Genomic DNA, 15143 nt, shown 5'->3' with positions numbered 1-15143 from the left:
CTCATTTCTTTTCCTAATTACATATTACAATTTAATTTCGATATCTACACCGGACGGCAGGTCCAAGCGCATCAAGGCATCCACAGTTTGTGGAGTCGGGTTAACAATGTCGATCAAACGCTTGTGTGTGCGCATTTCGAACTGCTCCCGGGAATCCTTGTACTTGTGTACCGCACGGAGAATAGTAATGATTTGTTTTTCAGTTGGCAGCGGAATTGGCCCGGATACACCTGCGCCCGAACGTTTAGCTGTTTCAACAATTTTCTCAGCGGATTGATCAAGAATTCTATGATCGTAAGCTTTCAAACGAATACGAATTTTTTGCTTTGCCATTTTAGTCCCTCCTTCTATCGCCCAATTTGGTATCGGACATACTCCGTGAAAATTTTCCGACAGCCCTCCCATGGCAAAGGGGCCGGGTGTGTCAGTAACCTCTCACATCATCGCACAGTCACAAACAACATTAGTTATTATATCGAATAGTTCTGCCTATTGCAAGCAAAAACGAAAAAACAATGCATCTTATTTTCAAAAGATACAATTGTGTTCGCAGCTTGCGATTTTCCCAAGAGAAAAGCCCCCGCACCAGGGCAGGGGCTCGTTTAGCTTCGTTCCAATACAATGTTACTCGTTCCAGTACACTGTTGCTCTATTTAAAGGCTAAAGCCTTCTTATTTGGAGATTGTTGCTACGGCACCAGCGCCAACTGTACGTCCACCTTCACGAATAGAGAACTTAGTTCCTTCTTCGATAGCGATCGGGTTGATCAGTTGAACAGTAACCGTGATGTTATCACCAGGCATTACCATTTCGGAACCTTCTGGCAAAGTAATGATACCAGTTACGTCAGTTGTACGGAAGTAGAACTGTGGACGGTAACCAGTGAAGAAAGGTTTGTGACGTCCACCCTCTTCTTTAGTCAAAACATAGATTTGAGCAGAGAATTCTGTATGAGGTTTAACAGAACCTGGTTTAGCCAATACTTGGCCACGCTCGATTTGTGCACGATCTACACCGCGAAGCAATGCGCCGATGTTATCGCCAGCTTGAGCAGAGTCAAGCAATTTACGGAACATTTCTACGCCTGTTACTACGGATTTACGGGATTCTTCTTGAATACCGATGATTTCGATTTCGTCGCCCACTTTAACAGTACCACGCTCTACACGGCCTGTTGCAACTGTACCACGACCAGTGATGGAGAATACGTCCTCGACAGGCATCAAGAAAGGCTTGTCAGTATCGCGTTCTGGAGTTGGGATATAAGTGTCGATTGTTTCGAACATTTCAACGATTTTCTTAGCATAGTCGCCCTCTGGGTTTTGCAGAGCTTCACGAGCGGAACCGCGAATGATTGGAGTGTCGTCGCCTGGGAAGTCATATTCGCTCAGCAAGTCACGAACTTCCATTTCAACCAATTCCAGCAACTCTTCGTCTTCAACCATGTCGCATTTGTTCAGGAATACAACGATGTAAGGAACACCAACTTGGCGGGACAACAGGATGTGCTCGCGAGTTTGCGGCATTGGGCCGTCAGCTGCGGATACAACCAGAATCGCTCCGTCCATTTGTGCAGCGCCAGTGATCATGTTTTTAACATAGTCGGCGTGACCTGGGCAGTCAACGTGTGCATAGTGACGGTTAGGTGTTTCATATTCCACGTGTGCAGTGGAGATTGTGATACCGCGTTCGCGCTCTTCTGGAGCTTTATCGATTTGATCGAATGCTACAGCAGCACCACCGTAAGTTTTGGACAATACAGTTGTGATTGCAGCAGTCAAAGTAGTTTTACCATGATCGACGTGACCAATAGTACCGATATTAACGTGCGGTTTGTTACGTTCAAACTTAGCCTTTGCCATTTGAACAATTCCTCCTCAATAACTTGTTTTATTTTAGGCTGCCGGATGCCCTTTTGGTAAAACCTTAAGTATACCGGTCAGCTGATACATTGTATTACTCGCCGCCTTTGGTTTTGGCAACGATCTCTTCAGCAATGCTCTTCGGCACTTCTTCATAATGAGAAAGTTCCATAGAGAACACGCCGCGTCCTTGTGTACCGGAGCGAAGTGTAGTCGAGTATCCGAACATTTCGGACAAAGGCACCTTCGCACGAATGATTTGAGCTCCACTACGGGAATCCATACCTTCAATCCGACCACGACGGGAGTTCAACATACCCATTACGTCACCCATGTATTCCTCAGGAACCGTTACTTCAACTTTCATAATCGGCTCAAGCAAAACTGGTTTACATTTGTCTTTCGCTGCTTTCAGCGCCATTGATCCGGCAATTTTAAATGCCATTTCATTGGAATCGACATCATGGTATGATCCGTCCACGATTGTAGCTTTAACGTCCACAAGCGGGAAGCCTGCGATAACGCCGTTTTTCATTTGTTCCTCAATACCAGCAAGAGCAGGTGCGATGTACTCTCTAGGAACAGAGCCGCCGACTACCTTACTTTCGAATTGACTACCAGTACCTGGTTCGAGTGGTTCGAACTCAACCCATACGTGACCATATTGACCACGACCACCGGACTGACGAACGAATTTACCTTCGACACGTGCTGGAGCACGGAACGTTTCACGGTAAGCAACCTGTGGTTTACCCACATTCGTTTCTACCTTGAACTCACGACGCATACGGTCAATGATGATGTCCAAGTGAAGCTCACCCATACCTGCCAAGATGGTTTGACCTGTTTCTTCGTTAGTATGAGCGCGAAGAGTTGGATCCTCTTCAGTCAACTTACCGAGAGCTACAGACATTTTATCTTGGTCAGCTTTGGTTTTAGGCTCAACCGCGATTTCGATAACCGGATCAGGGAAATTCATGGACTCGAGAATAACAGGACTCTTCTCATCACACAGTGTATCACCTGTACCTGTATCTTTCAAACCTACGGCAGCCGCAATATCACCAGAGTAAACTACAGTGATTTCTTGACGACTGTTCGCATGCATTTGAAGAATACGTCCGATACGTTCGCGTTTACCTTTTGTTGCATTCAATACGTAAGAACCGGATTGAAGAACACCGGAGTATACGCGGAAGAATGTCAACTTACCAACGTAAGGATCCGTCATGATTTTGAAGGCCAATGCGGAGAATGGCTCTTCATCGGAAGAGTGACGTTCAACTTCCGTACCGTCTTCCAAATGCCCTTGAATACTTGGCACGTCAGTAGGAGCCGGCAAATAGTCGAGAACAGCATCCAACATCAGCTGAACACCTTTATTGCGGTAAGAAGATCCACAGATAACTGGGAAGATTTTAACTTCTACAACACCTTTACGGAGAGCGGCTTTAATTTCGGCAACCGAAATTTCTTCGCCTTCCAGGTATTTCATTGTCAATTCTTCGTCCAGTTCAGCAACCTTCTCGATCAATTCATTACGGAGTTCTTCAACCTGATCTTTGAATTCCGCAGGAATTTCTACTTCTTCGATATCTTGACCAAGATCATCTTTGTACATATGAGCTTTTTGTTCAACGATATCGATAATACCAGTAAAATCATTTTCTGCGCCGATTGGCAATTGAATCGCAACTGCGTTCGCTTGAAGGCGATCACGCATGTCGGAGACAACATTCAGGAAGTCGGCACCAATGATATCCATTTTGTTTACATATGCGATCCGTGGAACGCCGTAGCGATCAGCCTGTCTCCATACGGTTTCGGACTGAGGCTCAACACCTTCTTTCGCACTGAAAACACCAACTGCTCCGTCCAATACACGAAGGGAACGTTCAACTTCAACAGTGAAGTCAACGTGCCCCGGGGTGTCGATGATATTGACGCGGTGACCTTTCCAGGCAGCGGTCGTCGCAGCGGAAGTAATCGTGATTCCGCGCTCTTGTTCTTGTTCCATCCAGTCCATTGTCGCAGCGCCTTCGTGAACTTCACCGATTTTGTGCGTACGGCCTGTGTAGAACAAGATCCGCTCTGTTGTTGTGGTTTTACCCGCGTCAATATGAGCCATGATCCCGATATTACGTGTATTTTTCAAGGAGAACTCTCTTGCCATGAAATGGGTCTCCCTTCAAAATTGAAGTTATTTTTTTGAGCTGAATCCTACCAACGATAGTGAGCAAACGCTTTGTTTGCTTCAGCCATTTTGTGCGTGTCTTCACGTTTTTTCACGGAAGCGCCTGTGTTGTTGGAAGCATCGATAATTTCAGCCGCCAAACGCTCTTCCATGGTTTTCTCACCGCGGTTGCGGGAGTAGTTTACGAGCCAACGTAATCCCAGGGACGTACGTCTTTCTGGTTTTACCTCGATTGGTACTTGGTAGTTGGCACCGCCGACACGGCGTGCTTTAACTTCCAGGACTGGCATGATATTCTTGATAGCTGCTTCAAAAACTTCCATCGGGTCATTCCCCGTACGTTCTTGGATAAGCTTGAACGCATTGTACAGAATGCTTTGAGCAACGCCTCGTTTTCCGTCGAGCATGATGCGGTTGATCAAGCGGGTAACCAACTTGCTGTTGTATACCGGATCTGGCAACACGTCTCTTTTGGTAACTGGACCTTTGCGTGGCATGGATATCCCCCTTTCTTACATGTTAAACCGACATATGCGGTTTATATCTCATTAGGATTTTTTAGCTTTAGGGCGTTTTGCGCCGTATTTGGAACGAGCTTGCATGCGGTTGTTTACGCCTGCAGTATCCAAAGCACCGCGAACGATATGGTAACGCACACCCGGAAGGTCTTTTACACGACCGCCGCGAATCAGCACTACGCTGTGTTCTTGAAGGTTATGTCCAATACCTGGAATGTAAGCAGTCACCTCTACACGGTTCGTCAAGCGAACACGAGCATATTTACGAAGTGCGGAGTTTGGTTTTTTCGGAGTCATAGTACCTACACGAGTGCACACTCCGCGTTTTTGCGGGGCACTGATGTCGGTAGCTTCACGTTTCAAGGCATTAAAACCTTTTTGCAAAGCCGGTGATTTCGATTTCTCGATTTTGGCTTGACGTCCTTTACGAACCAGTTGGTTAATAGTTGGCATGTTGGTTGCCACCCCCTTCCTCAATTTTTGCTGTTACTTTACAAACCTTATCTAAGCCCACAGACCCAGGCGGTTCATAAAAGAACAAATGAAAAGTCTTTGCCGCCAAGAATAACAATTCCTTAGACAAAAACGTTCCTTACCCTATTGTTTTACGATAGCAGCCATTGCGGCTCCCACTTCAATCCCACATGCAGCTCCGAGATTTTTCATTGTGTCTACGAGAGTCACTTTGACTCCTTGCTTGTTGCACAAAGCAATGATGTTGGAAGTGAGACGCTGATCTGCGTCTTCTGCCACATATACTTCTGAGGCAAAGCCCAATTCTACCATACGAATGGTTTGTTTGGTACCGATTTTGACATGAGCATCTTGCAGTCCCTGTTCTTTAGACATATCTCATTCCTCCGAAAAGACCCAATAGCATATAGGCTGCTCACGCACCTTTGCTATATTAGCATTGACTATAAGTAATGTCAAGACAATTATAAACTATAATCCATTTAAACAGAATAGTACGATTCATTTTTGAAAAAACACCGGAGCACCGTCTGCTGTAGCTTTTATGCAAAGCTTATGTCTACGGTGTTCCGGCAATCATACTATTTTTATATTACTCGGCCGAAATAGGTTCGAGTTCCTCAGATGGAGACTGTCCCTCTTCCGGTTGGGCAAATTTCACACTACGGTAACGGTTCATACCTGTTCCCGCAGGAATCAATTTACCAATAATTACGTTCTCCTTCAGTCCAAGCAACTGATCGACCTTGCCTTTAATAGCTGCATCAGTCAGGACACGAGTAGTTTCCTGGAAGGATGCTGCTGACAAGAAGGAGTCAGTTTCCAGAGAGGCCTTGGTAATACCGAGCAGTACCGGCTTAGCTACCGCTGGTTCTTGGCCGCTGAGAATCGCTATCTTGTTTGCATTTTCATACTCATGGACATCAACAAAGGAGCCTGGAAGTAAGATCGTGTCGCCCGCATCAATGATACGGATTTTACGCAACATTTGACGAATCATAACTTCTACGTGCTTGTCGTTGATTTCCACGCCCTGGTTCCGGTATACGCGTTGAACTTCCTGAAGGATATAGTTCTGTACCCCGCGAATACCTTTAATACGCAGCATTTCTTTAGGATCAATTGAACCATCCGTCAGTTCGTCCCCAGCTTCAACAGTCATACCTTCGCTTACGCGCAGGCGGGAACCATACGTTACTGAATATGTTTTCGTTTCAGCTTCACCCTGAATGTCGATCTCACGGCGGTCTTTACCTTCGCGAACTTCTTTAACTGTACCGTCAATTTCACTAATAGTTGCCTGACCTTTAGGATTACGTGCTTCAAAAAGCTCCTGGATACGAGGCAAACCTTGTGTAATATCGTCACCCGCTACGCCGCCTGTGTGGAACGTACGCATAGTAAGCTGTGTTCCTGGCTCACCAATGGATTGTGCAGCGATAATACCAACTGCTTCACCAATCTCAACGTGTTTACCAGTAGCCAGATTGCGACCGTAGCATTTCTTGCAGACGCCATGTTTAGCACGGCAACTTAGTACAGAACGAATCTGAACTTTGTGTACACCGGCTTTAACAATCGCTTCAGCTTTGTCGGAGTCAATCAGTTCGTTACGTCTAGCCAAAATCTCGCCAGTCTCAGGATGACGTACCGTTTCAAAGCAATAGCGACCTTCCAGACGGTCATAGAGATCCTCAATCACTTCTTTACCGTCCTGGATACGACTTACTGTGAAGCCTTTATCCGTTCCGCAGTCTTCTTCGCGCACGATAACATCCTGTGCCACATCTACGAGACGACGAGTCAGGTAACCGGAGTCAGCCGTACGGAGGGCTGTATCCGCCAAACCTTTACGCGCTCCGTGAGTGGAGATGAAGTACTCGAGTACTGTCAGACCTTCACGGAAATTTGATTTGATTGGGAGTTCGATAATACGTCCGGATGGATTGGCCATCAGACCACGCATACCGCCGAGCTGAGTAATCTGTGACTTGTTACCCCGCGCTTTGGAGTCCACCATCATCATGATAGAGTTGTAGCGATCCATGGACTTCATCAATACTTCGGTAATATCATCTTTCGCTTTAGACCAAATGTCGATAATCCGGTCATAGCGTTCTTCATTCGTAATCAGACCACGACGATACTGATTCGTCACAACTTGCGCTTTATCTTCGGACCCCTTAAGAATCTCTTGTTTTTCCACCGGCACGATTACGTCCGATACAGCAACGGTTACCCCTGCACGAGTGGAATACGTAAAGCCAAGCTGCTTAATTTTATCCAGAATTACAGCTGTTTCTGTTGTATGGTAAGTCTCAAAACAACGGGCAATGATATTACCAAGATAATCCTTGCCTACCCCGTTAGCTTGCGGAGCGTTTTGAATGGCTTCTGTAAGATTTACACCCTTCTCGTAAACAAAGAACTCCTCCGCAGTACCATAAAGCAGGTTCGCACGGGTAGCATCATTGATGTACGGGAAGCTTGCCGGGAAAATTTCATTAAAGATAATTTTACCAACCGTTGTGATCAACATCGCTTCCTGTTGTTTTTCCGTAAAGCTCGTTTTATTCAAAGCTTTAACCGGAATAGCTACACGAGCATGAAGACCAGCTGTACCACGTTGGTAAGCCGATATAGCTTCATTCATGTTGCGAAGGATCATATTGCTTCCTTCTTCTTCTTTGTTATCCATAGTCAGATAGAAAGAACCAAGAACCATATCCTGGGAAGGTGTAACAACTGGCTTGCCGTCTTTCGGATTCAAGATGTTGCCGGATGCCAGCATAAGCAAACGAGCTTCAGCTTGAGCTTCCGCAGACAACGGAACGTGAACAGCCATTTGGTCACCGTCAAAGTCGGCATTATATGCAGTACATACAAGCGGATGCAGACGAATCGCACGACCTTCAACCAAAATCGGTTCGAACGCTTGGATACCGAGTCTATGCAACGTAGGGGCACGGTTCAGAAGAACTGGATGCTCCTTGATTACTTCTTCCAGCACATCCCATACTTCTGCACTCACACGTTCTACTTTACGCTTCGCGCTCTTGATATTGTGCGCCAAACCTTTGTTCACCAGTTCTTTCATAACAAAAGGTTTGAACAGTTCAAGCGCCATTTCTTTCGGCAAACCGCATTGATACATTTTCAAGTACGGACCTACAACGATAACGGAACGACCAGAGTAGTCAACACGTTTTCCGAGCAAGTTCTGACGGAAACGTCCTTGTTTACCTTTCAGCATGTGGCTGAGGGATTTCAAAGGACGGTTACCTGGACCTGTAACAGGACGACCACGACGACCATTATCAATCAAGGCGTCAACAGCTTCCTGCAACATCCGTTTTTCATTTTGTACGATAATATCTGGCGCACCTAAATCTAACAGACGTTTCAGACGGTTATTACGGTTAATAACACGACGATACAAGTCGTTAAGGTCAGAAGTAGCGAAACGACCACCATCCAGCTGTACCATTGGACGAAGCTCAGGAGGAATAACAGGAAGTACGTCCATGATCATCCAATCCGGTTGGTTGCCGGAGTTACGGAATGCCTCAATAACTTCAAGGCGTTTGATTGCACGGTTACGACGTTGTCCTTGAGCTGTACGCAGCTCTTCTTTCAAGAATTCCAACTCTTTGTCTATATCCAAATCTTGAAGAAGCTTTTTAACCGCTTCAGCACCCATACCTGCCTGGAAGCCATATCCATATTTTTCACGATAGCTACGGTATTCTTTCTCGGACAGGAGTTGCTTTTTCTCCAAAGGCGTATCTCCTGGATCGGTTACAACATAAGATGCGAAGTAAATGATCTCTTCCAGAGATCTTGGAGACATATCAAGAGCAAGACCCATACGACTTGGAATGCCTTTAAAGTACCAAATGTGCGATACAGGAGCAGCCAACTCAATATGGCCCATACGCTCACGGCGAACCTTAGCGCGAGTAACTTCTACTCCACAACGGTCACAGACAACACCTTTATAGCGTACACGTTTGTACTTACCGCAATGACATTCCCAGTCTTTCGTAGGTCCGAAAATTTTCTCGCAAAATAGTCCTTCTTTTTCCGGTTTAAGCGTACGATAGTTAATCGTCTCCGGTTTTTTGACTTCTCCGCGGGACCAAGAACGAATCTTTTCGGGGGAAGCAAGCCCGATTTTCATATATTCGAAATTGTTAACGTCCAACAAGGAGCAACCCTCCTTAACCAAATCCTGAGTTTTTAGGTTTGATACCGCCCAGCAGCACCGGGCGGTATCAAGAAACCTGATCCATTCTAGAATGGATCAAGGTATATAACAAAGCTGATATGAGTCAGTCAGCAGTCAAACTACTCTACGCCAACCTCAGAGCCTTCCAGATTCAAACTCAGCTTATCGCCGGTTGTGTCATCCTCATCATCAAGCTCTCTCATTTCGATCTCTTGTTCGTCTTCAGACAGAATCTTCACGTCCATACCCAAGCTTTGCAGCTCTTTGATTAGGACCTTAAATGATTCTGGAACACCCGGTTCAGGTACATTTTCACCTTTGACAATGGATTCGTAAGTTTTAACACGTCCAACCACATCATCGGATTTCACAGTCAAAATTTCCTGAAGCGTGTACGCCGCGCCGTAGGCTTCCAATGCCCATACTTCCATCTCCCCGAAGCGCTGTCCACCGAATTGAGCTTTACCACCCAATGGTTGTTGCGTAACGAGAGAGTAAGGACCTGTAGAACGAGCATGGATTTTATCATCGACCATGTGCGCCAGTTTGATCATGTGCATGACACCGACAGTAACTTCACGTTCAAAACGATCACCCGTACGTCCGTCATACAACACAGTCTTACCATTACGCTGCATGCCTGCCTCTTCCATTGTATCGAATACGTCATACTCCTTGGCACCATCGAATACTGGAGTTGCCACATGAATACCAAGACGCATTGCAGCCATACCCAAATGGACTTCAAGCACCTGTCCGATGTTCATCCGTGAAGGTACGCCCAGCGGGTTCAGAACGACCTGTACTGGTGTGCCATCCGGCAGGAACGGCATATCTTCTTCAGGCAAAATACGGGCAACGACACCCTTGTTACCGTGACGTCCAGCCATTTTATCGCCTTCGGAGATTTTACGTTTTTGAGCAATATATACACGAACCAACTGATTTACACCTGGTGGCAGTTCATCACCATTTTCACGTGTAAACACCTTTACATCTACAACAATCCCGTCTGTTCCGTGAGGAACTCTCAAAGAAGTATCGCGAACCTCGCGTGCCTTCTCACCAAAGATTGCGTGTAAGAGACGTTCTTCAGCTGTCAATTCAGTCACACCTTTAGGTGTAACTTTACCAACGAGAATGTCACCTGCGCCGATTTCGGCACCAATACGAATGATTCCACGCTCATCCAAGTTGCGAAGCGCTTCTTCACCGACATTTGGAATGTCGCGAGTGATTTCTTCAGGTCCAAGCTTCGTGTCACGAGCCTCGGATTCGTATTCCTCAATATGGATCGAGGTGTATACATCTTCCTTAACCAGTTTCTCACTCAGCAGGATCGCATCCTCGTAGTTGTAACCTTCCCAAGTCATGAAGGCAACGACAACGTTACGTCCCAACGCCAACTCACCCATCTCTGTAGATGGACCATCCGCAAGAATATCGCCAACTTTGACAATATCTCCTCTGTTCACAATCGGACGTTGGTTGATGCAAGTTCCTTGGTTAGATCGCATAAATTTGTGTAATTTATACTTAACAATGTCGCCCTTCACTTCAGCGCCATCTACAGTTTCGATACGACGCAACCAAATTTCGTTGGCCGAAGAACGTTCGATAACTCCGTTGTATTTGGATACAACGCAAACACCAGAATCTTTCGCAGACTTGTGCTCCATTCCTGTTCCGACCAATGGAGACTTCGGAATCAGAAGTGGGACAGCCTGACGCTGCATGTTGGAACCCATCAATGCGCGGTTAGAGTCATCATTCTCCAGAAACGGAATCAATGCAGTCGCGACCGATACGACCTGTTTAGGCGATACGTCCATGTAATCGACACGGCTACTAGCCATCGGAATAATGTTATCAGACTGTTTGTTATAACGGACAATGACGACCTCATCCTTAAAGGTGTTTTCCTCCGTCAATTCCGCATTCGCCTGAGCTACGATGTAGTTATCTTCTTCATCAGCAGTCAGGTAATCAATCTGCTCTGTAACTTTTCCGGTTTTTGGATCTACCCAACGATAAGGCGCTTCGATAAATCCGTACTCGTTGATGCGTGCAAAAGTGGACAAAGAGTTGATCAAACCAATGTTTGGTCCCTCTGGTGTCTCGATAGGACACATGCGGCCATAGTGACTCGGATGGACGTCACGCACTTCCATGCCCGCGCGTTCGCGCGTCAAACCGCCGGGTCCGAGTGCGGACAGACGACGTTTGTGCGTTAATTCAGCAAGCGGGTTCGTCTGATCCATAAACTGAGACAGCTGCGAGCTACCAAAGAACTCTTTAATCGAAGCAATTACCGGACGTATGTTAATCAGCGCTTGTGGCGTAATTACATTAGCATCCTGAATCGACATTCTTTCACGCACCACGCGTTCCATACGGGACAAACCGATACGGAACTGGTTTTGGAGCAACTCACCTACAGAACGCAAACGACGGTTACCCAAATGGTCAATATCGTCCGTACTTCCGATTCCGTGAAGCAAGTTAATAAAATAACTGATGGAGGAAATAATATCGGCAGGCGTAATATTCTTAATCGATTTATCAATATTTCCGTTAGCAATCAGTTTTACTACTTTACCATCCTCAATTGGTGAGAATACATCGATCGTTTGAAGTGGAATATCATTGCTTTCTAGCACACCACTCGCAACATGATACGTACGATGTCCTACTGATTCCTCCAGTTGGGCCAAAATCTCGTCCAACAGGCGGCGATCTACCATTTGCCCGGCTTCAGCGATGATTTCACCAGTTGTTGTATCAATCAAAGTCTCAGCAAGTCGTTGATTGAACAGACGATTTTTGATGTGAAGCTTTTTATTGATTTTGTAACGGCCTACGTTGGCCAGATCATAACGTTTTGGATCAAAGAAGCGCGCAACTAGCAAGCTCTTTGCGTTATCCAGTGTAGGCGGCTCACCCGGACGAAGACGCTCATAAATTTCAATCAGCGCTTTCTCGGTGGAATCCGTGTTGTCTTTATCAAGTGTGTTGCGGATATATTCGTCATTGCCGAGCAAATCCAGAATCTCAGCATCAGTGCCAAAGCCCAGCGCACGCAGCAACACCGTAACCGGAATTTTACGGGTACGGTCAATCCGGACATAGATAATATCCTTCGCATCCATCTCCAGTTCGAGCCAAGCCCCCCGGTTAGGAATTACCGTTGCGGTGTATGTTGTTTTCGCATTCTTGTCGACTTTTGTGCTGAAATAGACGCTGGGAGAGCGAACCAACTGGCTGACAATAACCCGTTCCGCACCGTTAATAATAAACGTACCCGTTTCAGTCATCAGCGGGAAGTCTCCCATGAATACTTCCTGCTCTTTCACTTCCCCGGTTTCTTTATTAATAAGCCGGACTTTTACCCGAAGCGGTGCTGCATACGTAACGTCGCGTTCCTTTGCGTCGTCAACGGTATATTTGGGTTCTCCGAGAGAATAGTCGATAAACTCCAGAATCAGATTTCCAGTGAAATCCTGAATTGGCGAAATATCCCGAAACATTTCCCGTAATCCTTCCTCCAAAAACCAATCATAGGATTTTTGTTGGATCTCAATCAGGTTCGGAACCTCGAGTACCTCATTAATACGTGCATAACTGCGCCGAGTGCGTCGACCATATTGAACAAGATGTCCTGCCAACTTAAACTCACCCCTCATGTCTACTCACTTTAAAAATACATTGCGAACCTCTGTTTGTGACCTTATAATAAGACACATACAGAAGATTCAATCTTACAAATACAGAAAAGCCCTTACTCGAATGCATTCGAAAAAAGAGCAACGTATCTGCAGAATCCTCTTACCGGAAGATCTTCATCACTTGTAGATTTGCCCAAAATGGTTGTATTATACGTAATAGAGATAAATACTATACCTACTACGCATAAATCTATTGACATTTCAACAAACTAAAGCCATGGAGGGCATCCTAATACTGACATTTTATAATAATATCACAGACCAGGATTCAAGTCAATGGTCCTATTGCATTTTCTCAAAAACTTTTTTCAGCCTTCAAAATTCGATAACCTTTATCCTTTGTAACTTCCTCTACATGACCGAAAAGGCTCTCTATCTTAGCACTCGCCGAAGGGGCCCCTTGCTTTTTTTGAATGACTACCCACAAAGCTCCACCCTCGTTTAAATGCTCATAAGCAAGCTCAAAAATAGTATGCACTGTTTCTTTCCCTGCACGTATAGGAGGATTCGTCAAGATCACGTCAAAACGTTCATTCTTCACTTCCGCAAACAAATCGCTTTGCTTAATGGTGACATTCTTAACCCCGTTACGTTCCGCATTCTCTACCGCTAGTTGAACGGCTCGCTCATTAATATCAACCATTGTGACGTGTCCCTCTGGGACAAGCGCAGCTGCCGCCAGACCAATCGGCCCGTAACCGCATCCTACATCCAATACCGTGGCTTGTGCAGGAAGCTGCATCGCTTCAATCAGCACACGACTCCCGTAATCAATTCCCTGCTTCGAAAAAACGCCTGAATCGCTGGCAAAACGGTATGACCGCCCCCGAAGCACTGTTTCCAGGCTCCGTCGTTCATGCGCCGTCTCTGGCCGCTTGGAGTAATAATGATCAGCCATTCATGCCCACCTCTTTCGGTTGTACTACCATCATAGCCTTTACAATAACCTTTCAGACATGCTGGTACTACCGTTTTACAGCAACAAACCCCTTGAAGATCACCTCAAGGGGTTTGTTTTAGTTCATTGTCTGCTAGAAAGCAGTCAATTATTTTACTTCTACAGAAGCGCCTGCTTCTTCCAATTTTGCTTTAATGGATTCAGCTTCTTCTTTAGCGATTTTTTCTTTCAGTGGTTTTGGAGCGTTGTCAACCAGTTCTTTTGCTTCTTTCAGGCCAAGACCTGTGATTTCGCGAACTGCTTTGATAACGTTGATTTTGGAAGCGCCAGCGCTTGTCAAGATTACGTCGAACTCGGATTGCTCAGCTTCTGCTGCGCCACCTGCTGCGCCACCTGCTACAGCTACTGGAGCTGCTGCAGTTACGCCGAATTCTTCTTCGATTGCTTTCACGAGATCGTTCAGTTCCAATACGGACATACCTTTAATTGCTTCCAAGATTTGCTCTTTACTCATGGTTGAACCTCCATTTAAATTCGTATTTTTTTGTTTTCAACTGCTATACAGCAGGTTTAATCCCTAACTTATGCGCTTTGCTCTTCTTTTTCTGCAACAGCTTTAACTGCAAGCGCGAAGTTGCGCACAGGAGCTTGAAGCACGCTGAGGAGCATGGAAAGAAGACCTTCGCGGGATGGAAGTTCTGCCAGTGCTTTGATTTCCTCAACACCGATAACGCGACCTTCTACAACTGCACCTTTCAGTTCCAGTGCATTGTTCTTCTTAGCGAAATCGTTCAAGATTTTAGCTGCAGACACTGCATCATCTTTGCCGAACGCGATTGCAGTAGGACCTGTCAATACTGCGTCCAGTTCAGTCAATTCTGCTGCCGCAGTTGCACGGCGGAGCAGTGTGTTTTTCAGCACTTGAAATTCGATTCCGGCTTCGCGAAGCTGCTTACGCAGCTCAGTTACTTGGGCAACATTCAGACCGCGATAGTCTGCAACCACAGTTGTTACGCTCTCGCGCAATTTTGCAGCTACAACTTCAACAGCTTCTTGTTTTGCTTGAATCACCTTTGCATTTGCCAAACTGTACACCTCCTGATCAATTTATCCGCTTTGTTCGAAGCACCCGATCTGGTGATCTTACAAAGCTTGCTTTCATAAGCATGAAAAAAGCCTCCGTAGAGTACGAAGGCTTGATAAATCTACATGGACGGGACAAGCCCGTCACATGAAACGTTCTA

Annotated in this window: 11 protein-coding genes and 1 other annotated feature (1 of these 12 cut by a window edge); all 11 genes read right to left on the bottom strand. The window is 45.9% G+C overall.

What is annotated here, in order from left to right; genetic code table 11:
- Positions 1-24: 24 nt before the first annotated feature.
- Complete coding sequence (gene rpsJ, locus MKX30_RS26920) at positions 25-333, bottom strand: 30S ribosomal protein S10 (RefSeq protein ID WP_005544556.1); 309 nt, start codon at positions 331-333, stop codon at positions 25-27.
- 338 nt (positions 334-671) lie between these two features.
- Complete coding sequence (tuf, locus tag MKX30_RS26915; protein ID WP_028542619.1) at positions 672-1862, bottom strand: elongation factor Tu; 1191 nt, start codon at positions 1860-1862, stop codon at positions 672-674.
- A 94-nt stretch (positions 1863-1956) separates the two neighbouring features.
- Complete coding sequence (gene fusA, locus MKX30_RS26910; RefSeq protein ID WP_023990559.1) at positions 1957-4035, bottom strand: elongation factor G; 2079 nt, start codon at positions 4033-4035, stop codon at positions 1957-1959.
- 47 nt (positions 4036-4082) lie between these two features.
- A complete protein-coding gene (gene rpsG / locus MKX30_RS26905) occupies positions 4083-4553 on the bottom strand; it encodes a 30S ribosomal protein S7 (protein WP_007432586.1) in 471 nt (156 codons plus the stop codon).
- 51 nt (positions 4554-4604) lie between these two features.
- Positions 4605-5027 carry a 30S ribosomal protein S12 gene (gene rpsL, locus MKX30_RS26900; RefSeq protein ID WP_007432587.1) on the bottom strand — a complete coding sequence of 141 codons (423 nt, stop codon included), beginning with the start codon at positions 5025-5027 and terminating at the stop codon, positions 4605-4607.
- Between the two features lie 144 nt (positions 5028-5171).
- Positions 5172-5423 carry a ribosomal L7Ae/L30e/S12e/Gadd45 family protein gene (locus MKX30_RS26895; protein ID WP_007432588.1) on the bottom strand — a complete coding sequence of 84 codons (252 nt, stop codon included), beginning with the start codon at positions 5421-5423 and terminating at the stop codon, positions 5172-5174.
- 217 nt (positions 5424-5640) lie between these two features.
- Positions 5641-9255, bottom strand: coding sequence for a DNA-directed RNA polymerase subunit beta' (rpoC, locus tag MKX30_RS26890; RefSeq protein WP_013312165.1), 3615 nt, complete (start codon positions 9253-9255; stop codon positions 5641-5643).
- A gap of 140 nt (positions 9256-9395) precedes the next feature.
- A complete protein-coding gene (gene rpoB / locus MKX30_RS26885) occupies positions 9396-12941 on the bottom strand; it encodes a DNA-directed RNA polymerase subunit beta (RefSeq protein WP_341063886.1) in 3546 nt (1181 codons plus the stop codon).
- Between the two features lie 355 nt (positions 12942-13296).
- Complete coding sequence (locus MKX30_RS26880; RefSeq protein ID WP_071558184.1) at positions 13297-13899, bottom strand: class I SAM-dependent methyltransferase; 603 nt, start codon at positions 13897-13899, stop codon at positions 13297-13299.
- Between the two features lie 148 nt (positions 13900-14047).
- Positions 14048-14413 carry a 50S ribosomal protein L7/L12 gene (gene rplL / locus MKX30_RS26875; protein WP_010348819.1) on the bottom strand — a complete coding sequence of 122 codons (366 nt, stop codon included), beginning with the start codon at positions 14411-14413 and terminating at the stop codon, positions 14048-14050.
- Between the two features lie 68 nt (positions 14414-14481).
- Complete coding sequence (gene rplJ / locus MKX30_RS26870; RefSeq protein WP_013312168.1) at positions 14482-14985, bottom strand: 50S ribosomal protein L10; 504 nt, start codon at positions 14983-14985, stop codon at positions 14482-14484.
- Positions 14986-15059: 74 nt separating this feature from the next.
- Positions 15060-15143, bottom strand: a sequence feature (ribosomal protein L10 leader region); it runs 68 nt beyond the window's last position.

Origin of the sequence: Paenibacillus sp. FSL P2-0173 (assembly GCF_038008045.1) — a bacterium.
Taxonomy (GTDB): Bacteria; Bacillota; Bacilli; order Paenibacillales; family Paenibacillaceae; genus Paenibacillus; species Paenibacillus polymyxa_B.
The sequence above is the reverse complement of the archived record's forward strand: the minus strand, read 5'-3'. Positions and strand labels throughout refer to the sequence as shown.

Coding starts and splice junctions, on each gene's coding strand:
- rpsG (WP_007432586.1), bottom strand. CDS start 4,553: ATGCCACGCAAAGGTCCAGTTACCAAAAGAGACGTGTTGCCAGATCCG.
- rplL (WP_010348819.1), bottom strand. CDS start 14,413: ATGAGTAAAGAGCAAATCTTGGAAGCAATTAAAGGTATGTCCGTATTG.
- tuf (WP_028542619.1), bottom strand. CDS start 1,862: ATGGCAAAGGCTAAGTTTGAACGTAACAAACCGCACGTTAATATCGGT.
- MKX30_RS26895 (WP_007432588.1), bottom strand. CDS start 5,423: ATGTCTAAAGAACAGGGACTGCAAGATGCTCATGTCAAAATCGGTACC.
- fusA (WP_023990559.1), bottom strand. CDS start 4,035: ATGGCAAGAGAGTTCTCCTTGAAAAATACACGTAATATCGGGATCATG.
- MKX30_RS26880 (WP_071558184.1), bottom strand. CDS start 13,899: ATGGCTGATCATTATTACTCCAAGCGGCCAGAGACGGCGCATGAACGA.
- rpsJ (WP_005544556.1), bottom strand. CDS start 333: ATGGCAAAGCAAAAAATTCGTATTCGTTTGAAAGCTTACGATCATAGA.
- rpsL (WP_007432587.1), bottom strand. CDS start 5,027: ATGCCAACTATTAACCAACTGGTTCGTAAAGGACGTCAAGCCAAAATC.